General features: G+C 75.1%; 20 protein-coding genes. 8 read left to right on the top strand and 12 right to left on the bottom strand.

What is annotated here, in order from left to right; translation table 11 throughout:
- Window positions 1-47: 47 nt before the first annotated feature.
- A complete protein-coding gene (locus tag ABT014_RS29610) occupies window positions 48-317 on the bottom strand; it encodes an Atu4866 domain-containing protein (RefSeq protein ID WP_350642298.1) in 270 nt (89 codons plus the stop codon).
- A gap of 145 nt (window positions 318-462) precedes the next feature.
- Between ABT014_RS29610 and ABT014_RS29615 the strand changes: the two genes are divergently transcribed.
- On the top strand, window positions 463-1326 hold the full coding sequence (locus ABT014_RS29615) for a helix-turn-helix transcriptional regulator (RefSeq protein WP_350642299.1): 864 nt from the start codon (window positions 463-465) through the stop codon (window positions 1324-1326).
- 26 nt (window positions 1327-1352) lie between these two features.
- Here the strand turns inward: ABT014_RS29615 and ABT014_RS29620 are convergent, their stop codons facing one another.
- Complete coding sequence (locus ABT014_RS29620; RefSeq protein WP_350642300.1) at window positions 1353-2279, bottom strand: oxygenase MpaB family protein; 927 nt, start codon at window positions 2277-2279, stop codon at window positions 1353-1355.
- Between the two features lie 268 nt (window positions 2280-2547).
- Between ABT014_RS29620 and ABT014_RS29625 the strand changes: the two genes are divergently transcribed.
- From ABT014_RS29625 to ABT014_RS29635, 3 genes are all read left to right on the top strand, one after another.
- A complete protein-coding gene (locus ABT014_RS29625; protein ID WP_350642301.1) occupies window positions 2548-3120 on the top strand; it encodes a pYEATS domain-containing protein in 573 nt (190 codons plus the stop codon).
- A 388-nt stretch (window positions 3121-3508) separates the two neighbouring features.
- The gene (locus ABT014_RS29630; protein WP_350642324.1) at window positions 3509-4675 is read left to right on the top strand and encodes a 4-hydroxybenzoate 3-monooxygenase; all 1167 of its coding nucleotides are present in this window, start codon (window positions 3509-3511) and stop codon (window positions 4673-4675) included.
- A gap of 78 nt (window positions 4676-4753) precedes the next feature.
- On the top strand, window positions 4754-6541 hold the full coding sequence (locus tag ABT014_RS29635; RefSeq protein WP_350642302.1) for a methyltransferase: 1788 nt from the start codon (window positions 4754-4756) through the stop codon (window positions 6539-6541).
- Here the strand turns inward: ABT014_RS29635 and ABT014_RS29640 are convergent.
- Together ABT014_RS29640 and ABT014_RS29645 are read right to left on the bottom strand one after the other, a co-directional pair.
- Window positions 6487-7191, bottom strand: a complete 705-nt coding sequence (locus tag ABT014_RS29640) for a response regulator (RefSeq protein ID WP_350642303.1) — start codon at window positions 7189-7191, stop codon at window positions 6487-6489. The two genes, ABT014_RS29635 and ABT014_RS29640, sit on opposite strands and share 55 nt — an antisense overlap.
- Entirely contained in the window at window positions 7188-8426 is a 1239-nt protein-coding gene (locus ABT014_RS29645) for a sensor histidine kinase (RefSeq protein ID WP_350642304.1), read from the bottom strand. The genes ABT014_RS29640 and ABT014_RS29645 overlap by 4 nt, the downstream gene beginning before the upstream one ends.
- Window positions 8427-8805: 379 nt before the next feature.
- Here ABT014_RS29645 and ABT014_RS29650 point away from each other — a divergent pair, with 379 nt between their 5' ends.
- Together ABT014_RS29650 and ABT014_RS29655 are read left to right on the top strand one after the other, a co-directional pair.
- Entirely contained in the window at window positions 8806-10956 is a 2151-nt protein-coding gene (locus tag ABT014_RS29650) for an MMPL family transporter (protein WP_350642305.1), read from the top strand.
- A 149-nt stretch (window positions 10957-11105) separates the two neighbouring features.
- A complete protein-coding gene (locus ABT014_RS29655; protein ID WP_350642306.1) occupies window positions 11106-11447 on the top strand; it encodes a DUF5713 family protein in 342 nt (113 codons plus the stop codon).
- 39 nt (window positions 11448-11486) lie between these two features.
- Here the strand turns inward: ABT014_RS29655 and ABT014_RS29660 are convergent, their stop codons facing one another.
- Both ABT014_RS29660 and ABT014_RS29665 read right to left on the bottom strand, forming a co-directional pair.
- Entirely contained in the window at window positions 11487-12029 is a 543-nt protein-coding gene (locus ABT014_RS29660) for an EF-hand domain-containing protein (protein ID WP_350642307.1), read from the bottom strand.
- 190 nt (window positions 12030-12219) lie between these two features.
- On the bottom strand, window positions 12220-12981 hold the full coding sequence (locus ABT014_RS29665) for an SDR family NAD(P)-dependent oxidoreductase (RefSeq protein ID WP_350642308.1): 762 nt from the start codon (window positions 12979-12981) through the stop codon (window positions 12220-12222).
- 215 nt (window positions 12982-13196) lie between these two features.
- Between ABT014_RS29665 and ABT014_RS29670 the strand changes: the two genes are divergently transcribed.
- The gene (locus ABT014_RS29670; RefSeq protein ID WP_350642309.1) at window positions 13197-13772 is read left to right on the top strand and encodes a TetR/AcrR family transcriptional regulator; all 576 of its coding nucleotides are present in this window, start codon (window positions 13197-13199) and stop codon (window positions 13770-13772) included.
- Window positions 13773-13805: 33 nt separating this feature from the next.
- On the opposite strand, the gene ABT014_RS29675 is transcribed toward ABT014_RS29670, so the two are convergent.
- From ABT014_RS29675 to ABT014_RS29685, 3 genes are all read right to left on the bottom strand, one after another.
- On the bottom strand, window positions 13806-14120 hold the full coding sequence (locus tag ABT014_RS29675) for a hypothetical protein (protein ID WP_350642310.1): 315 nt from the start codon (window positions 14118-14120) through the stop codon (window positions 13806-13808).
- Complete coding sequence (locus tag ABT014_RS29680) at window positions 14117-14557, bottom strand: hypothetical protein (protein WP_350642311.1); 441 nt, start codon at window positions 14555-14557, stop codon at window positions 14117-14119. Before ABT014_RS29680 ends, ABT014_RS29675 begins: the two co-directional genes overlap by 4 nt.
- A 182-nt stretch (window positions 14558-14739) precedes the next feature.
- A complete protein-coding gene (locus ABT014_RS29685) occupies window positions 14740-15726 on the bottom strand; it encodes a PI-PLC domain-containing protein (RefSeq protein WP_350642312.1) in 987 nt (328 codons plus the stop codon).
- Window positions 15727-16289: 563 nt separating this feature from the next.
- Between ABT014_RS29685 and ABT014_RS29690 the strand changes: the two genes are divergently transcribed.
- Complete coding sequence (locus ABT014_RS29690; RefSeq protein WP_350642325.1) at window positions 16290-18212, top strand: putative Ig domain-containing protein; 1923 nt, start codon at window positions 16290-16292, stop codon at window positions 18210-18212.
- 82 nt (window positions 18213-18294) lie between these two features.
- Here ABT014_RS29690 and ABT014_RS29695 read toward each other — a convergent pair whose 3' ends face one another.
- From ABT014_RS29695 to ABT014_RS29705, 3 genes are all read right to left on the bottom strand, one after another.
- Window positions 18295-19686, bottom strand: coding sequence for an amidase (locus ABT014_RS29695; protein WP_350642313.1), 1392 nt, complete (start codon window positions 19684-19686; stop codon window positions 18295-18297).
- The gene (locus tag ABT014_RS29700; RefSeq protein ID WP_350642314.1) at window positions 19673-19882 is read right to left on the bottom strand and encodes a hypothetical protein; all 210 of its coding nucleotides are present in this window, start codon (window positions 19880-19882) and stop codon (window positions 19673-19675) included. Before ABT014_RS29700 ends, ABT014_RS29695 begins: the two co-directional genes overlap by 14 nt.
- A 141-nt stretch (window positions 19883-20023) precedes the next feature.
- Window positions 20024-20218, bottom strand: coding sequence for a hypothetical protein (locus tag ABT014_RS29705; RefSeq protein WP_350642315.1), 195 nt, complete (start codon window positions 20216-20218; stop codon window positions 20024-20026).
- Window positions 20219-20237: the final 19 nt, after the last annotated feature.

Raw genomic sequence — 20237 nt, forward strand, 5'->3', positions numbered from 1 at the left:
GTGGTTCGGGTTCGGGCTCGGGCTCGGGTTGGGGTGCTGATCGGCGGTCAGGCCGCTTCGCCGCGCGGGTCGTCCTCGCGGTACAGCACCAGGTGCTCGTGGTGCAGCACGCCGTCGCGGACGTCGCCGGTGGCGGTGAAGCCGGTGTCGTCCAGGTAGTCGAGATGGGTGCCGGTGACGGTGTAGCTGCCGGTGTAGGCGCTGCGCCGGCTGCCGCGGGCCTCGTCGTAGCGGCCGTCGGCGCGCAGCTCCTGGCGGATGTGGCCGTCGGCGGTGACCCAGAGGCCGACGTAGGGGTGTGGCTGTCCGTTGTTCACGGCAGCCAGCCTGCTGCGGCGCCGGGCCCGCCTCCAGACCGGGCCGTACCGGGGCGGGGCGCACCCCGGGTGCGGCGGACCGGGGGTGCGGCGCACCCTGGCACCGGGCTTCGCCCCGGCCCGGCGGCCGACTAGCCTCGACGGCATGGACACCGGCCGCACCCCGCACCGCGACAACCCGATCGGCGAGTACCTGCGCGCCCGCCGCGAGCAGGTACGCCCGCAGCCGGGGGCGTTCGCGGGCACCGGGTACCGCCGGGTGCCCGGTCTGCGCCGCGAGGAGGTCGCCGTGCTGGCCGGGGTGAGCACCGACTACTACACCCGCCTGGAGCAGGGGCGCGAGCGCAACCCGTCCCGGCAGATCCTGGACGCTCTCGGCCGGGCCCTGGAGCTGGACGAGGAGGCGGCCGCGCACCTGCTCCGGATCGCCGGGCCCGACGGGTCGCGCCCCCGCCGCCCGCGCGGCGAGCAGGTCACCCCCGCGCTGCGGCAGCTGCTGGACGCCATGCCCGGCGCGCCCGCGCTGATCCTCGGCCACGCGCTGGACGTGCTCGCGCTCAATCCGCTGGCCGCCGCCCTCTACGAGGGGTTCGAGCGGGTCGACAACCTGGTGCGGATGGTCTTCCTGGACCCGGCCGCGGCCACCTTCCACCGGGACCGGGACCAGGCCGCCCGCGCGGCCGTCGCGGCCCTGCGCGATGCCGCAGGGCGGCACGCCGGGAGCCCGCGGCTGGCCGAGCTGGTCGGCGAACTGTCCATCCGCAGCGCGGAGTTCCGGGCGCTCTGGGCCCGGCACGAGGTGCACGGCAAATCGCGCGCCGGCAAGCGGTTCCAGCACCCCCGGATCGGTGAACTCGACCTGAACTACGAGACGTTCACCGTCAACAGCGCGCCGGGCCGCCAGCTCGTGGTCTACCAGGCCGAGCCCGGCACCCCGTCCGCCGACGGCCTGACCCTGCTCGCCGCGCTCACCGGCGGCGCGGCGCCCGTCGCACGGTCCTCGCCCTGAGCGGGGCGGGCGGCCGGGACGGTCCGTTACAGGGGCGGCGCGGCCACCCGGGCGTGGGCGGCCGCCCGGATCGGTGACGGGCCGCAGATCCAGACCAGCAGGCGGCCGGCCGTCCGGGCCAGCGGCCGGTCCCAGGCGGCCCGCACCGACCGGGGTCGGTGGATGCCGAGTTCGGCCCTGGCCCAGTCCGGCAGCAGCCCGATCGAGGCGTTGGTCAGCAACCGGACCACCACCCGTTCGCGCGGGCTGCGGCCGAACCTGCGGAGCAGGTCGAGCACCTCCAGTGCGGGCGGTGTGACCCCCAACTCCGGCCTGATCCTGGCCAGGTAGGCGACCACCTCGGCGCGCGAGCGCGGGATGCCGACGGCGCCGAGCCGCTCGGCCACCAGCGCGGCCTCGGCGAAGTAGCTGTCGCACTCGGCGGGCGTCAACGGGGTGGCGGCGAAGGCCTGGTGGCCGGCCAGGAAGCAGCGGACCTCGGCGGTGTGCACCCAGGTGAGCAGCTCCGGGTCGTCGGCCCGGTAGGGGCGGCCGTCCGGGGCGGTGCCGCGGATCCGCAGGTGGATCTTCCGGACGCTCGCGATCGCCCGCTCGGCGGCGGCCGTCGAGCCGAGCGTGGTGGTGGTGACGAAACGGGCCGTGCGGTTGAGCCGCCCGGTCGGATCCTCCCGGAAGTCGGAGTGGGCGTCGACGGCGGCCATCGCCAGCGGGTGCAGGGACTGCAGCAGCAGCGCCGCGAACCCGCCGACCAGCATCCCCGCCGGGTGCTCGTGCACCCGCCACACCACGCTGCCCGGCCCGAACAGGCCCGGGTCCCCGGCCGGCCGGTCGTAGCGCTCCAGGTGCAGATCGTGCCCGTGCACGGTCGCGTTGACCTCGGCCAGCAACCGCGCCCGCAGCCCGGCCACCGGCCCACCCGACCGCTCCCGCACACCGGTTCCCACCCGCACCATGGGCCTTCCCCTGCCTTCGCCGCCCGGACCACCACCCTACGCCCGCCCCACCCCCACGGGGGAGCACTGCGCCCCGCCCGCCCGGGCCCCCCGGATCGGTCGCCGGACCCGGCGCGACCGCCCGCGGGGCCGCCCTCGGAGGCGCGGGAACCGGAGCCGCGGTGGCGACTTCTCCTCGGCCTCACCGGGCCGTTGAGGTCCGAACCAAGCTTGTGGGACAGTGCGTTGGCGTCCGGATCCGTTCCGGGCGACGTCTGGGGGGACACACGTGAACGACTGGGTAGTGCTGCTGCAGACCGTGATCTGGCCGATCGTCGTGGTGACGCTCGCGTTCACCTTCCGGGCCGGGCTGAGACGGCTGGTCGAGGCCATCAACAGCCGGGTCGAGCGGGGCGACCCGTTCGAGGCGGGGGCCTCGGGGATCAGGCTCGGGCCGTCGTCGCCGCCGATACCGACCGGGGCCGAGCCTCAGCCCGGCGCGCAGCCCGTCCTGGAGGGGCCGCCGCCGCTGGCCGAGCTGGTCGGGGAGCCGGCCGGCGGCGGTCCCCGGTTCCATCTGGTGCACACCGCGCGCCGCGACAGCGCGGTCGACCGGAAGGGCTACCGGTACTTCCGGCTGCGGATCGCCCTCGAGGGCGACCAGGACTCCGACCTCGACCGGGTCGCCAAGGTGGTCTACCACCTGCACCCGACCTTCCGGGATCCGGACCGCACCGTGACCGATCGCTCGACCGGCTTCGAGCTGGCCACGGCGGCCTGGGGGACGTTCAACCTGACGGCCGACGTCCATCTGAAGGGCGGCGCCGAGCCCGTACGCCTGGAGCGGTACCTGAACTTCTGACGGGGGCGGGCGAGCGCGACCGGACCGCGGCCGCTCGCCCGGCCCCCGGAGCGGCCGTGGCGCCGCGTTCCGGGCCCTGGTGCGTCAACCACCGTCCGCGCCGTCACTCTTCGGGGTCCGCCGCCGGACGGGTGCGGGTCCGGGGGCGGCGGGGCGGTCCGGGCGGCGGTGGAGCATCGTGCTCGTACGATCCCGGCGGGACCGGCCGGAGGCGCGCGGTACGCGGAACCGCCCCTGCCGATCGGGCCGGGACGGATCGGCCGCCCGGCGTCGCGCGTGAGGTACGCATACGGGTGAATCGGTGATCTTGTGCCGTCCGGGCACTGCTTATGATCCACTTCTTGTGACGGACAGCCAGATCGAACGAACGGCGGGCGGCACCACCGAGGTGGTGATCCTCGGGGCCGGACCGGCCGGGCTGGTGCTCGGGAACCTGCTCCTGGCGGGCGGGGTGGGGTGCGTGGTGCTGGAGCGCGCCACCCGGGCGCAGCTCGGCGCCCGGCAGCGGGCCGGGTTCCTCGCCGCCAACACCGTGCGGACCCTGGAGCGGCACGGCCTCGCCGAGGGCCTCCTCCGGGACGGCCGGACCCATACGACCTGCGAGTTCCGCACCGAGGACGGCCGCTTCCGGCTCGACTACAGCAGCCTGGGACGGGGCGAGCCGCACACCGTGTACCCGCAACACCTGCTGGTGGGCGACCTGCTGACGCAGTATCTGAACGCCGGCGGCCAGATCCTGTTCGGCGCCGAGGCGATGGCCGTGCAGGGGGCCGCCGGCACCCGACCCGTCGTCACCGTACGCGACGGCGACGGTCGCCCCGGCCGGTGGCATGGCCGGTACGTCGCCGGGTGCGACGGCCGACACGGCGCCGCGCGGCGCTCCCTGCCGCCGGGCGCCGTCCGCCGGCACCGGCTCGACCACGGGGTCTCCTGGCTCGGCCTGCTCGCCGAGGCGCCGCCGAGCCTGGACGCCGTGGGGTACGCGGTGCACGAGCGGGGCTTCGCCGGGCACATGGCGCGCACCCCGGAGGTCACCCGTTACTACCTGCAGTGCGAGCGCGGCAGTTCGGCCGAGGACTGGCCGGACGACCGGATCTGGGACGAGCTGGCGCTGCGGATGCGCGCCGACCGGTACGGGCCGCTGCGCCGCGGGCCGGTGCTCGACCGCGCCGTCGTCCACCTGGAGTCCGACGTCCTCGAACCCCTGCGACACGGCGCGCTGTTCCTCGCCGGTGACGCCGCCAGCCTGATCAGCCCGTCCGCGGCCAAGGGGGCGAACCTGGCCGTCCTGGAGGCCGAACTCCTGGCGCTGGCCCTGATCGACGACCTCCGGCACGGCACGCCCGAGGGCCTGGAGCAGTACTCGGCGCGCTGCCTGGAGCACATCTGGCGCGCGCAGGAGTTCTCGCGCTGGATGGTCCGGCTGCTGCACAGCGACCCCGGCACGGACGGCTCCCCGCCGTTCCACGACCGGCTGCGCCGCTCCCGCCTCGCCTCGCTGCGCACCTCCCGCAGCTGCCAGGACTGGTTCGCCGACCACTACGTCGGCGTCTGAAGCCGGCTCTCCCCCAGCGCCCGAAGCCCCCGCAGCCCCCGAGCCTTCCGAAGCATCCCCGACCCCGAGGAGACCGCGATGACCGCGACGACCACCACGGCCGCCCCCGTGATCCCGGACGACGCCGCCCGCTTACGCGACAGCGTCGACTTCGTCCGGGAGCAGGACGCCACCACCCTGCTGCCGCTGCTGCTGCCCGGCCTGGACGCCGTGGAGCTGCGGGCGGTGGTGGACCGCTGCCGCTTCTCGCACGCCGCGCTGCTGGTCTTCCCCCGCGCGCCGCAGGACCTGCGGGCCCTGCTGGCCGGCTGCGGGCTGGCCACGGACGTGCCCGCGCGCCCCAGCGTGGTGGTCCGGGACCGGCTGGCCGCCCGGCACCGGCGCACCGCCGCCGAGCTGGACGTACAGATCCTGCGCCCGCCGGTGACCGGCACCGACGGCGCGACCCGGACGGTCGAGCTGTTCACCCTGACCGTGCCACCGGGCTCGGAGCTCACCCGGGTCGCCGAGCAGGAACGCGCCCGGGAGCACGAGGCGCACCTGGCCTTCGAGGTCGCCACCCCGGACCCGCTGGTCCTGCGCGGGATGTGCGCGCTGTTCGCCCGGCACGGCGCGCGGGCCGACGGCGGCGGGTACAACCCGCACGAGGACGGCACGGTGTTCTACTTCACCGCGCCCGCCGGGGCGAAGGCCGGCTACCGGCGGATGGAGCTGTACGCGCCCGGGGACCACCGGGACGTCCTCGCCGCCCACCTGGCGGAGCACCGGTCCCGGGAGTCCGCGGAAACGCTCCTGCGCCTGATGACCGGGGCGTGGACCACCCAGGCGCTGGCGGTGTTCGCCGAGTTGCGGGTGCCCGACGCGATGGACACCGAGGCGGGCATCTCCGCCGAGGCGCTGGCCCGCTCGGTCGGCGCGGACCCGGAGAGCCTGACCACGCTGCTGCGTTACCTCGCGATGCTGGACGTGGTGGCGAGCGACCGGGACGGCTTCCGGCTCACCGGGCTCGGCGCGCTGCTGCGGGCGGACGGCCCGGAGTCGGTACGGCCGCTGGCGCTGATGTACGGCGGCCCGTTCTACCGGTCCTTCGGCGCGCTCGGGCACACGGTGCGCACCGGGGAGGCCGGGTTCGACCACCTCTTCGGCGAGAACCACTTCGACCACTTCGCCCGCCATCCCGAACTCGCGGACCTCTTCGACCGGGCGATGGCCGCCGGCGCCCGGATGTTCGAGCCGCTCACCGCCCACCCGGTGATCACCGCCGCGGCCGGGCGGCCCGAGCCCGCCACCGTCGTGGACGTCGCGGGCGGCAACGGCGCCCTGCTCGGCCGGCTCCTCACCGCGCACCCGGGCCTGCACGGCGTCCTGCTCGAGCGTCCGCACGTCGTCGAGGCGGCCCGCCGGTCGCTCGAGGCCGCCGGCTGCGGCGAGCGGTGCACCTACCGGGCGGGCGACTTCGCGGCCGTTCCCCCGGGCGGGGACGTCTACCTGCTCTCCCGGATCCTGCACGACTGGGACGACGAGCGGTGCCGTGAGATCCTGCGGCACTGCGCCCGCGCGATGCCCGCCGGGGCGGACCTGCTGATCGTCGAACGCGTGCTGCCCGCCGACGACTCGGTCTCGCTGGCCACCGCCTGGGACCTCCACATGCGGTGCAACGTCGGCGGCCGGGAGCGCCGCGCCGACCACTACGGCCGGCTGCTCGCCGACGCGGGGCTGGTGCTGGTCGGCAGCGCGCCGCTGCCGCTGGAGGGCAGCGTGCTGCACGCCCGCAAGGCCGCGGCGGTGCCGGCGCCGACCCGCGCGGCCGCCTACGGGCGGTCGGCCGGGGTCGCCGTGCCGGGGGTGACCAGGCCCGATTCGTAGGCCGCGATGACCGCTTGGGCCCGGTCGCGGACGGCGAGCTTGTCGAAGAGTCCGGTGATGTGGTTCTTGACGGTCGACAGGCTCAGCTCCAGGGCCCGGGCGATCGCGGCGTTGTCCAGTCCGGTGGCCATCAGGTGCCACACCTCGACCTCGCGCGGTGTGAGGCCGGCCGCCTCGGTGGTGGCCGGACGGGCGCCGCGCGGGGCCCGGACGTAGGTGGAGATCAGCCGGGTGAGCAGCCGCGGCGCCACCGCCGCCTCGCCGGCGTGGACGGTGCGGATCGCCACGCCGAGGTCCTCGGGCGAACTGTCCTTGGGCAGGAACCCGTAGGCCCCGGCGCGCAGCGCGCCGACCACGTACTCGTCCAGGTCGAAGGTGCTCAGGGCCAGCACCCGGCAGCCGGGCACCGCGGCGGCGAGTTGCTCGGTGGCGCCGACCCCGTCGAGCACGGGCATCCGGATGTCCATCACCACGACGTCGGGCCGCAGCCGGGCGGCGAGCGCGACGGCCTGCGCGCCGTCCCCGGCCTCGCCCACCACCTCGAAGCCGGGGTCCGGCGAGAGGATCAGCGACAGTCCGCGCCGCACCAGCGGCTGGTCGTCCACGATCAGCACCTTGATCCGGTCCGGCGCCGTCCCGGCGGCGCTCATCGGTGTGCCCCCGCCTGCTGGAGGGCCGCCTCGTCGGCCTCGTCCGCGCCCAGCGGCAGCTGCGCCAGCACGGCGAAGCCGCCACCGGGCCGCGGGCCGGCGGTGAGGGTGCCGCCGTGCAGGGCGACGCGCTCGCGCATGCCGATCAGGCCGTAGCCGCCCGGCCCGCCCGGCGGGCCGTCCGGCGGCGGCGCGCCCCCGCCGTCGTCCCGCACCTCGACGGTGACCCGGTCCTCGCGGTAGCTCAGCCGGACGGTGGCGCGGGCCGGACCGGCGTACTTGCGGGCGTTGGTCAGCGCCTCCTGGACGATCCGGAACACCGTCAGGCCGACGGTCGGCGGCAGTGGACGCGGCGGGCCCGACACGTCGAACGCGGTCGGCAGTCCGGCCAGGCGGGATTCGGCCACCAGGCGGTCGAGGTCCTCCGCGCCGGGCTGCGGCAGCGCGGGGGCGATGTCCGGTTCGTCGCCGGCCCGCAGCACGTCGAGGAGTTGGCGCATCTCGCGCAGCGCGAGCCGTCCGGAGGACTCCAGGGTGATCAGGGCATCCCGGACCACCTCCGGATCCGCGAGGTTGGCCCGGGCGCCGCCGGCCATCAGCTGCATGGTGGTGATGTGGTGGGCCACGATGTCGTGCAACTCCCGGGCGATCCGGCGGCGTTCGTCGGCCACCGCACGGTCCGCGAGCAGCCTGCGGTTGGCCGCCACCTCCCGCTGCCAGCGGTTCACCGCGAGGGCGGTGCCCACCACCATCAGGGTGGACAGCGGTGCGGAGACCGCCAGTTGCCACGGCGGGGTGGGCCCGGCAGCCTGGCTCAGCAGCGTGAGTGCCGCGGTCGCGACGGCCGCGACCACCGTCACCCGCACCGGGCAGGCCCGGGCCACCGTGAACAGCGCGACCACCACGACGGCGCCGAAGTGCGCGGGCAGCGGGACGGCCAGGGTGGCCGCGGCGTCGAGCGCGACGACGGCGGCGAGCACCGGCACCGGGTGGCTGCGCCGGGCCAGCAGCGGCACTGCCGCCAGCGCGAGCAGCAGGAAGCCGGTCACGCTCGCCGCGCGCCGCCCGTCGGGGTCGGTGACGAACACGTAGCCGAGCAGGTTCAGCGCGCAGGCGCCGGCGGTGACCAGCCGGTCGCTGCGGGACCAGGCCGGCTCGGCGTCGTCCGCCCCGAGGGGCTCCCACGGTATGCCGCCGGGCCCGTCCGCCGCCGCTGTGTCCGGCCTGCCGGCCATGTCCCGCCTCCCCGTTCCGTGCTGTTCGCGGTTCCGTGCTGTGCTGCGGTTCCGTCCGGGCCGCGCGGTTCGTTCCGGTTCCGCGCCGGGTCCGTCCGCGGCCCGGTCCGCGGGGTCGCCCGCCGGTCCGTTGCGGGGACAGCGTCGCACATCGGCCGAGGTGGCAGGGGTGGTGGCCGTGCTTCACCGCCGTTCGGCGGGGGTGCGCAGGGTGCCGGACCAGGAGCAGGGTCCTGGGTCCGGACCGGGGAAGGACCCTGGGCCCCGGTGCGGATCATCCGCTGCCCCGACGCCCGCCGGCCACCCCCGGTGATGGTCTGTAGACCGGCCGGGAACACCCGGCCGACCCGCCCCTCGACTCCGTCCGCCGGAGGACACCGTGATCCGCGCTCTGACCCGATGTTCCACCAGGCACCCGTGGAAGGTCATCGCCCTCTGGGTGGTCCTGGGTGTCGCCCTGGCCGGCCTGGCCCCGATGCTGATCGCCCGCGTCACCCAGCACCAGACCGGGGACTTCCTGCCGAGCGGCTACGACTCGGCGGCCGCCCTGCGGATCGCCGAGGACCGGTTCGGGGTCGACCCCGACGCCACCTCCGTGACGGTCCTGGTCGCCCGGTCCGACGGCCGGGCCCTGACCGACGCCGACCAGCGGCTGATCGAGGGCAAGGCCGCCGAGCTGGCCGAGCGCCGGGTGGTCATGCCCGTCGAGGACGACCTGCCACGGTTCCTGGTCCCCGACCGCTCGCAGACCCCGCGGATAGCGCCGGCGATGACCGCACCCGACCGGAGCTTCGAACTGCTCTCCGTCCAACTCGCCGGGAACCCCACCGACAAGGGGGTGCAGGGCGTCTACCGGACCCTGCGGGACACCACCCGCGCGCAGTTCGCCGAGGCGGGCCTGCGCACCGGCTTCACCGGCCCGCTGGCCGGGACGGTCGACAGCACCGACGACACCAGGACCGCCGCCACGGTCGGGAGCGCGCTGGTGGTCGGGCTGATCGTGCTGCTCAACGTGCTGGTGTTCCGCAGCGTGCTGGCCGCCGTGCTGCCGCTGCTCGCGGTGGCCATGATCGGCGGCGTCGCGGGCGGGGCCGTCGCGGGCGCGGCGATGCTCACCGGGCGCAAGCTCGACGCGGGCACCCCGGGCCTGATCAACGTGGTCCTGCTCGGTATCGGCATCGACTACCTGCTCTTCCTGCTGTTCCGCTTCCGCGAGCACCTGCGCGCCCGGCCCGAGCAGCCGGCGCGGGAGGCGGCCGCCGAGGTCTCGGCCCGGGTCGGCACCGCGATCACATCGGCCGCGCTCACCATCGTGGCCGCGTTCGCCACCCTGGGCCTGGCCACCTTCGGGCAGTTCCGCTCGCTCGGGCCGGCGATCGCCGTCGCGGTGCTGGTGATGCTGCTCGGCAGCCTGACCCTGCTGCCGGCGCTGCTCGCGGCGGCCGGGCGCAAGATGTTCTGGCCTTCCCGGGCGCTGCGCGAGGAGCCCCGTGACGGGCGGGCCGCCCGGCTCGGCGCGCTGGTCACCCGCCGGCCGGCGGCCATGCTGGTGGCCTCGCTCGCCCTGCTCGCCACGCTGGCCGCCGGGCTGATCGGCCTGCGGATGGACTACGGCCAGGGCGGGTCCGGCACCCGGACCGCCGCGGTGGCCACCGCCGACGAGATCTCCCGCGCCCTGCCCGCCGGCGTGTCGGACCCGACCAGCGTCTACCTCACGGCCACCGACGGCTCGACCCTCACCGCGGCCGGCTTCGACGGCCTCGCCCGGGCGCTCGGCCAGGTCGACGGGGTGGGGAAGGTCGGCGCGACCGTGCTGAACCAGGACCACCGGGCGGCCCGGATCGACCTCTACCCGACCGCCGACCCGCAGAGCCAGCGCGCCCGCGACCTGGTCTCCGGGCCGATCCGGGCCGCGGTCGCCGAGCACGCGCCCGCCGGTACGACCGGCCACGTGGGCGGCACGGCGGCGATCTTCGCCGACGTGTCGGCCGCCGTCGACCACGACCTGACCATCGTGTTCCCGGTCGCGGCCGTGCTGATCGGGCTGATCCTGCTGCTGCTCCTGCGCAGCCTGCTCGCGCCGGTGGTGCTGATGCTCTCGGTCGGGCTCGGCTTCGCCGCCACCCTCGGCGCCGCGACCCTGCTGTTCCAGCACGCGCTCGACGGACCGGGCGTCAGCTTCACCCTGCCGCTGGTGCTGTTCCTGTTCGTGGTGGCGCTGGGCACCGACTACAACATCCTGATCGCCGACCGGATCCGCGAGGAGATGCGGCGCCCCGGCCCGGCCCGTACCGCCGTGGCCCGCGCCGTCCGGCACACCACCCCGGCCATCGCCACCGCCGGGCTCGTCCTGGCGGGCTCCTTCGCCACCCTCGCCACCACGCCGGGCAGCGAGCAGGTCGCGTTCGCCATGGCGCTCGGCATCATGCTCTCGGCCCTGGTCCTCTCGCTGGTCCTGGTCCCCTCCCTCGCGGCCCTGCTCGGCCGGGCCATCTGGTGGCCCACCCGCCGACCGGCCCGGCAGGGGTAGCGCCGACCGCCGCCGACTCCCGGGCCGGGACGCCGAGTTGCGGCGTCCCGGCCCCGGCACGGCGTCCTCACCGCCGGCCCGTCGGTAGTGCTGTCAGTGCGGCCGGGCATGATCGGCGAGCCGGTGTCACCGAGGGATGGAGCAGCGCCGTGCCGATCACCAACGAGCGGGTGACGGGGTACGGCTTCCTGCGGCCGATGTATGCGGACCCGCACTTCCCCGACCAGGTCGTCGACGCGGGCCGGGCGATCCTGCTGCGGCTGTGCGAGCGGATCGAGGCCGAGCAGCCTCCGGACCTTGCGGCCCTGTACGCGCTCACGCAGGCCGCGACGGAGGAGTTCAACCACCTGGAGGCCGCGTTCGAGGCGGCCGGCAGCGGCATCGAGACGGTCGCGCGGGAGTGGATCGCCGAGGCCTTCTGGTTCGTCGCGTCCGCCTACGGGTTCGCGGACGCGGACGTGGAGGAGCTGATCGCCACCCGGGAGTGGTGAGCCCCGGGAGTGGTGAGGCCCGGCGCCGGGGCCGCCCGGTCAGGCGGCGGCGCCGGCCACCGGACCGCACATCAGGTTGCCCGGCTCGGCCGGGTCGTCGCTGACCCAGAACTGCGTCCACAGTGCGGCGAATTCGGGGCGGCCGAGGTACCCGTCGCCGTCCTGGTCGAGCCGGTCGAAGACGTCACCCGTGGCGGTGGGGCGGCCGTGCCAGACGTCGATCAACTGCCGGTGCTCGTCGCGGGAGATCCGGCCGTCCCCGTTCTCGTCCACGGCATCGAAGATGACGTCGGCCGTCGCGGTGACCGCAGCCGCCATCGCCGGCAGCCGGTCGACCGTGGCCATCATCCCGTCCAGGTCGATCCGGCTCGCCCCGCCGGCGCCCGCCGACAGGTGGCCCCACCAGCCCACCATCACGTCCCGGACGCGCGCCGCCAGTTCGGGTACCGCGGCCACCCTGGGCAGCCGGCCCCAGCGCGCCGCGAGCGCCTCGAAGTCCGCCTCCTCCAGGTAGCCGTTGCCGTCGGCGTCGAACGCCTCGAACATCGCCTGGGCCTTGGCCCGCTGGAACCCACTGGCCATCTCACGCCTCCTTGCTCGCAGTGCTGCCACCAGCCTGCCCCGGTCCCCCGTACGGCCCACCAGCGCCCGGGATCACGCCGGTCCCGCCCCGCGCCCCCGCACGCCCCACGGGCGGCCCGCACGCCGGTCCGGCACCGTCCGCACCGCCCGCCGCCGGGGAGCGGAGGCGGGCGGGGCTGGGCGGGGAGGCTCAGACCTGTGCCATGCCACCGTCCGCGAAGAGTTCGACGCCGGTGATGAAGCTGGAGGCGTCGCTGGAGAGGAACACCGCGGCCTTCCCCATCTCGCGCGGGTCGGCGATCCGTCCGGTCGGGTTGCCCTCCCCCATGGCCTTGACCGCGACATCCACCTGGTCGGCTCCCTGGGCCATCGCCAGCGCGCTGCGCAGGGAGTCGGTGTCGACCGCGCCGGGGCTGAGGATGTTCATCCGGATGCCCGATCCCTTGGTGTCCTGGATCCAGGCCCGGACGAAGTTGCGTACCGCGGCCTTCGAGCCGCCGTACAGGCTCATCCCGCGCGGCGGCTGGATGGACGCCGTGGAGCCGATGACGACGACGGTGCCGCCGGGCGGCAGCAGCGCGAGCGCGGGCTGAACGGTGAACAGGACGCCCTTGGCATTGACGCCGAAGGTCCGGTCGAACTGCTCCTCGGTGATCGCGCCGAGCGGGGCGTGGGCGCCGATCCCGGCGTTGGCCACGACCGCGTCGAGTCGCCCGTGACGCTCCTTCACCTGCCGGTAGGCGGCTTCCATGTCGGCGAGCTTGGTGACATCGGCCACGATCCCCGAGCAGTTCGGCCCGATCACCGCGACCGCCCGGTCGAGTGCCTCCTGCTGCAGGTCGGTGATGACCACGTGGGCGCCGTGGGCGACGAACTCCTGGGCGATGCCCAGGCCGACACCGGACGCGCCGCCCGTGATGACGGCGACCTTGTCGACGAGCGAGAGACTCATCTTCTTCTCCTTCGATGAACGGGTGGATCTGCGAGGTGTGCTGCGTGCGCAGCGGGAGTCGTGCGGGTGTGAAGCCCCGGCCGAGGGCATGCAGGTGCCCTGTGCGGCGGATGCGGGCCCGCATGCCCTAGAGTGAAAGTGGAGGCGCCCCCAGTTTCCTCACTGTAAGTGGAGGCGTCGCCGGTTAGCAAGCTCGGGACGACAGGAGACCGCGGATGGCCGGAGAGACAGGGCGCCCCCTACGGGCCGACGCACAGCGCAACCGGGACAAGATCCTCTCGGCCGCGGTGCGGGTCTTCGCCGAGGAGGGGCTGGAAGCGCATCTGGAGCGCATCGCCAAGGAGGCCGGCGTCGGCTCCGGCACGCTCTACCGCAACTTCCCCACCCGAGAGGTCCTCATCGAGGCGGCCTACCGCAACGAGCTGATCCGGCTGTGCGACGCGGCCCCCGACCTGCTGGCCACGCTGGCCCCGCGCGATGCGCTGCGGGCCTGGACGGGCCGCTTCATCGACTACGCCACCGCCAAATTCGGGATGGCCGACGCCCTGCGCGCGCTCGTCGACTCCGGCGTCAACCCCTACGCCCAGAGCCACGAGATGATGATGGCCGCCCTGACCTCGCTCCTGGACGCGGGCGTCGAGGCCGGCACCCTCCGCTCCGACATCAGCGCCGCCGACATGTTCGCCGCCCTCACCGGCATCGCCCTCACCTCGGGCAAGCCGGACCAGCGGGAACAGGCCGAACGCCTGCTCGACCTCACCCTGGACGGCCTCAGCACCGACCGGCGCTGAGCGGGGAGGCACCGGACCGCATCCGCCCGGCGGTCATCTCCGGCGGCGCGTCAGGGCCACGGCGGTGGCGGTGCCGAGGGCGGCGCCGCCGACCACCGCGAGCACCGGGCCGCCGTACCGGGCGACCTCCAGGACGAGTTCGCGGGCGGAGCCCTCCGGGTGCGGGCCGACGGCCGCGGTCGCCGTGTCGGTCAGGCCGGTGGCCTGCTGCCGCACCCGGGATCCCCCGGTCCGCAGCCGCTCGGCGGCGTGGCGCACCCGGGCACCGGCGTGGGCCGTGGCCGCGGACTCCCCCGAGTCCCCCTCCGTCCGGTCGCCGCCGCCCTCGGCCGTGCGTTCCGCACTCATCGCCGTCCGCCTTCCCACGCCGGCCGGGCCACCGTCGGGCCGCCGCCGTACGGGCTCGTGCTGGTCCTCATGTCACCGGTTCCCTTCCTCCGTCGTGCCGCTTCGTCGTCCCCTCCCGCCTGACCGGTGGGGCCCGCGGCAAACGCTCGGGCGCGGGCGCTTCCCCGCCGGAGGCCCTCAGGTCCCGCCGCCCGCGTGATCAGGCGGGCGCGGCGGCGGATGGGCGCACGGGTGGCGCCCGCGGCGGTGAGCAGCCAGACCACCGCCGCCGCGAGGGCGAGCAGCGCGGCCGTCACCCCGGTGTGGCCGATCAGGGCGAACCGGACACCGAGCGCGCTGGTGGCGGCCACCGCCATGAGGGCGGGCGGGCTGTCGGCGCGCGCCGCGCCGGTGGCCAGCGGCAAGGCGGTCCATCGTCGGATGCTGAGCTGGTCCATGCACCCATGGCAGCGCCGGGCGGGCGGTCCCGCCAGTCGGCGGGCCCGTCCACCGCCGGCCCGTTCACCCGGCCGGTTCACCCCTGACCTGGTCCACCGCAGCCGCGACCCGGAGCAGCTCGCCGGACGGCCGCCGGAGCGCGGCCGGGAGCGGATCGACCACTGATCCCCCGGCGCGGCGGCTACCGGAACAGGCGGTCGCCCGGGGTGGCCATCCGGTGGGTGGCGCCGTGCCGGTTCACCCAGTCCCGGACCAGGTTGACGGCGTTGGCGCACTGCCAGCCGTTGTCGTACTCGCGCACGCCGGTGAAGGCGCCGTAGCCGGCGATGATCCCGTCCACGCCCGCCTCGCCGAGCAGCTTGTCGACGTACCAGGGGTCGTTGTAGGTGGTCGTCCAGGACAGCGTGGCCGCCAGCCGCCCCGCGGCGCGGTCGCCGGCGCCCTTCTTCAGCTCGGCGCAGGTGTTGTAGCCGGCCTCCGTGCAGTTCCCGAAGCCTTTGGTGATGTCGCTGTCGCCGTAGTCCATCACCCGGCGGCCGCTCGGGAAGCCGGCACCGGAGCGGTCGAAGGCGGTGCGGACCTGGTCACGGGTGCCGGTCGTGGTGATGCCCTCCAGCGGGCCGAGCCGGCCCTCGAGGCTCGCCCACCCGCGGCCGCCGACGTCCGGGGTGCTGCCGCCGTGGTACTCGTAGAAGCCGTAGAGCACCTGGATCCCGGCGGCCGTCAGCCGCTGCGCCTTGTCGCGCAGCCCGGCCACGCTGCAGGCGCGGTTGGGCTGCTCGCCGCAGTAGTTGGGGTCCTTGATGTCCAGCCAGACCAGCGCGAGCCGGCGGCCGGCGGCCGCGTTGGCGAGGATCCGGTCGATCATGCTGTCGAAGCCGGGGCCGAGCCGGTTGTCGCCCGCCGAGGAGCAGTCGTGGTAGGCGCGCCATTCGTTCGGGTTCCACCAGGCGCAGACGTCGATCTCGATGCCGTTGGCGCCGTGGGCGAGCGCGGCGTCGACGCCGTCCAGGGTGTCGACCCGGTGCGCGATGGCGTAGACGGCGCGCCGCTGATCGGCGGCGGCCGGGGCGGCGCCCAGCGCGGTGGCGGCGATGATCCCGCACAGGGTCGCCACCAGCGCCGAGAGCAGTCGCGTGCCGGCCCGGTGCCGGAGGTGAGTGGTCAAGGATGGTCCCCTTCGCCGGTTCGGGTGGTCGGTTCGGTGAACTGTACGTCGACGCACGGTAAATGAACATGACACTCCGACAAACGTGCCGCACAGCACTCCGGTTGGCATCCGGGGCGCGTGGCCTGCCCCACCCGTACCACTCCACCCAACGCCCGTCTGGCGCTGGGCAATTGATGGACAAGGCGCAGTAAAGCCTGGCGGCCGCGCCTTGAGCCGCACGACGGCCCGCACGTAGCCTCGTGGCGCGCCGACCGGACGGACCCCGTACGGCGCAACGGTCCGGCACCGCCGTCGGCATGTCATGCGCCTGACATGTCGGCGGGCACCCTGCAACTCCCCCATCGCGCAGGCACATCCGGCCCACGGCCACCAGCCGCGGCCGGTCCGCACCATGCCGAGATCCGTCAGCACGGGCCCGAGCCCGTACCGGCGCGCACCCCATGCCGGGACCGGCCGCGTCCTCACCCCCCACGGAGGGTCGACTCTTGCGCTCCCCATTCCTCACCAGCCCGCGCCCGCCCGGGCTGCGCAGGCTCCTCGCCGCACTGCCGGCCTTCGCCATGGCGGCGGCCGGCCTGCTCGCGGTCTCCGCCCCCGGCGCCAGCGCGCACACCGACGGGCAGAGCGGCGCCGTCGCCACCAAGCGGGTGTGCGCCGCGCCGAGCCACCCCGGCGAGATGGCCTGTCTCGCCCTGGCCCGCACCGACATCGTCCAGCAGCACAGCCTGGCCCCGAACCTGCTGCCGTCCGGCTACGGCCCGAGCGACCTGGCCTCCGCCTACAGCCTGCCCGCCTCGGCCGGCGCCGGGGCGACCGTCGCCATCGTCGACGCCTACGACGACCCGAAGGCCGAGTCCGACCTCGCGGCCTACCGCTCCCAGTACGGGCTGCCGGCCTGCACCACCGCCAACGGCTGCTTCAAGAAGGTCGACCAGCGCGGCGGCACCTCCTACCCGACCGCGGACAGCGGCTGGGCCGGCGAGATCTCCCTCGACGTCGACATGGTCAGCGCCGTCTGCCCCAGCTGCCACATCCTGCTGGTGGAGGCGGACAGCGCCGAGATGGACACGCTCGGCACCGCCGTCAACACCGCGGTCAGCATGGGCGCGAAGTACGTGTCCAACAGCTACGGCGGCGACGAGGACTCCACCGACCCGAGCTCCGACAGCTCCTACTTCAACCACCCGGGCGTCGCGATCACCGTCTCCTCCGGCGACTCCGGCTACGGCGCCGAGTACCCGGCCGCCTCCCAGTACGTCACCGCGGTCGGCGGCACCAGCCTCAACCGCGCCTCCAACACCCGCGGTTGGAGCGAGAAGGTCTGGGGCACCAGCTCGGGCGGCGACGGCGCCGGCTCCGGCTGCTCCGCCTACGACGCCAAGCCCTCCTGGCAGAAGGACACCGGCTGCGCCAAGCGCACCGTCGCGGACGTCTCCGCCGTCGCCGACCCGGCCACCGGTGTCGCGGTCTACCAGACCTACGGCGGCTCCGGCTGGAACGTCTACGGCGGCACCAGCGCCTCCGCCCCGATCATCGCGGCTGTGTACGCCCTGGCCGGCACCCCCGCCGCCGGAACCTCCCCGGCCTCCTACCCGTACGCCCACACCTCCGCGCTGAACGACGTCACCTCGGGCGCCAACGGCAGCTGCTCGCCGTCCTACCTGTGCACCGCCGCCACCGGGTACGACGGCCCGACCGGCCTCGGCACGCCGAACGGCACCGCCGGGTTCACCGCCGGCACCACCAGCGGCAACACCGTGACCGTCAGCAACCCGGGCAGCCAGAGCACCGCCCAGGGCGCAGCGGTCAGCCTGCAGATCCACGCCACCGACTCGGCCTCCGGCCAGACCCTCTCCTACGGCGCGAACGGCCTGCCCGCCGGCCTGTCCGTCAACGCCGCCACCGGCCTGATCTCCGGCACCGCGAGCACCGCGGGCAGCTACACCACCACCGTGACCGCCACCGACACCACCGGCGCCGCCGGCTCCACCACCTTCTCCTGGACCGTCACCGGCACCGGCGGCACCTGCACCGCGGGCCAGCTGCTCGGCAACGCCGGCTTCGAGACCGGCGCCGCCGCCCCGTGGAGCGCCACCTCCGGGGTGGTCGACAGCTCCAGCAGCGAGGCCGCGCACGGCGGCAGCTGGAAGGCGTGGCTGGACGGCTACGGCACCACCCACACCGACAGCCTGGCCCAGACGGTGACCGTCCCGGCGGGCTGCCACGCCACCCTCAGCTTCTACCTGCACATCGACACCGCCGAGACCACCACCTCGACCGCGTACGACAAGCTGACCGTCCAGGCCGGCTCGACGACGCTGGCGAGCTTCAGCAACCTCAACAAGGGCAACGGCTACACGCTGCGCAGCTACGACCTCTCCGCGTTCGCCGGCCAGAGCGTGACCGTCAAGTTCACCGGCACCGAGGACTCGTCCCTGCAGACCAGCTTCGTCGTCGACGACACCGCGCTCAACGTCTCCTGACCCTCCACCGACCGGGGCCGCGGCGCTGTTGCGTCGCGGCCCTTCGGGGTGACCCGACGCCGTACGGGATGGGCGCCCGCGCTCAGGAGACCGGGGCGAGCCCCCGGGCGGGGCGGGTCCGCTCGTAGGCGTGGCCCACCCGCAGCAGGGTGCGCTCGCCGAGCGGCCGGCCGAGCAGTTGCAGGCCGATCGGCAGGCCCGCCGTGTCGTGGCCGACCGGCAGGGACAGCGCGGGCAGCCCGGTGAGGTTGGCGGGGGCGGAGAGCCGCACGTAGGCGTCCGACACGCTCTCGACGGTGCCGTCCGGCCAGTGGACCGCCTCCTCGCCGGCCCGTACCGCGGTCACCGGGACGCTCGGGGCGGCGATCAGGTCCACCTCCTCCAGCAGCCGGGCCCACCCGGCGCGCATCATGGTCCGGGCGCGCTGCGCGCGCAGGTGGTCGCCGGCGCCCAGCAACTCGCCGGCCTCCAGCAGGATCCGGACGTCGTCCTGGTACAGCTCGGGGACCGTCCGCAGGGTGCGCTCGTGGTAGGCGCTGGCCTCCGGGACCATCAGCCCCCAGTGGGCGGCCTGGATGTAGCGGGTCATCGGGATGTCGACCTCGACCAGCTGCGCGCCGAGCGCCGCCAGCTCCGCCACCGCGGCCCGCACGGCGGTCTCGACCTGCGGGTCGACGCGGTCGAAGTAGTAGCTGCGGGGCAGGCCGATCCGCAGTCCCGTCAGGTCGGTGTCCGGGCCTGGCCGGTGGTCCACCGCCGGGACCGCCAGCGAGGCCGGGTCGCGCGGATCGTGGCCGGCCAGCGCGGTCAGCACCAGGGCGGCGTCCTCGACGGTGCGGGTGATCGGCCCGACGTGGTCCAGCGACCAGGACAGCGACGTGACGCCGTGCCGGGGGACCAGTCCGTAGGTCGGTTTGAGGCCGACGACCCCGTTGAGGGCGGCCGGCACCCGGATCGACCCGCCGGTGTCCGTCCCCAGCGCGAAGGTGGCCGCACCCGAGGCGACCGCGACGGCGGACCCGCCGCTGGAGCCGCCGGCGACCCGGCCGCCGTCCCAGGCGTTGCGGGTCTGCGGGGTGGTCAGGCCGAAGGCGAACTCATGGGTGTGGGTCTTGCCGACCAGGACCGCCCCGGCCGCGGTGAGCCGGGCGGCGACCGTGCTGTCGGCCTCCGCGCGGTGGCCGGTGCGGACCCGGGAGCTGGCCGTCGTCGGCATCCCGGCGACGTCGATCAGGTCCTTGAGGCCCATCGGGATGCCGTGCAGCGGCCCCCGGAAGCGTCCCTGCGCCGCCTCGCGTTCGGCGGCGAGCGCGGCCTCGCGCGCCTGCTCGGCCGCCACGGCGACGTACGCGTTGAGGTGCGGTTCCACCTGCTCGGCGCGGCCGAGGACGGAGTCGACCAGTTCGACCGGGGACAGCCGCCGGTCGCGGATCGCCTCCGAAGCGGCGGCGAGCGAGAGTTCATACGGCTGCATCGGGCTCCCCCTCCCCCGCGCGGAAGGCGGCGGCCGGCGGGGTCTGCGCGAAGTCCAGCTCGCGCAGGACCGAGACGACGCGCTGGATGTGGTTGGCGACGGCCGCCACCGCGGCTTCGCGCTCGGCGGGCAGCACCAGCCCGGCGCGGGCGGCCAGGTAGCCGGCCTCCGGTGGGGTGAGTTCGACGGGGGGCACGGACGTTCTCCCTCGTGGTCCGGGGCTCCGGCGGCAGCGTGCAGCCGGAGCCCTAATCGCTAAGAGTTTGCTTTAGTCGACCCTAGGCGTGGCGCCCAGCTAAAGCAAATCCGTAGCGTTAACGGGCGGGCGGGCCGAACCTCACTCGCCGGCACCGTCGTTGCGCCGCCCGCTCCGCCGCCGGCGCTTCTCCGCGCGGCGCACCACCTCACCCGCCGACAGCGTCACCCGCGCCGCACCACGGACCCACCGGGGCCCGCCACGCTCGGCCCACACCACGCAGACGCAGCCGCCGACGACCAACGCCAGCAGCACGATCAGCACCACACCCACCATGTCCCCCACCTCTCCACTC

The sequence above is a fragment of the Kitasatospora sp. NPDC094015 genome, from assembly GCF_040304075.1.
GTDB lineage: Bacteria > Actinomycetota > Actinomycetes > Streptomycetales > Streptomycetaceae > Kitasatospora.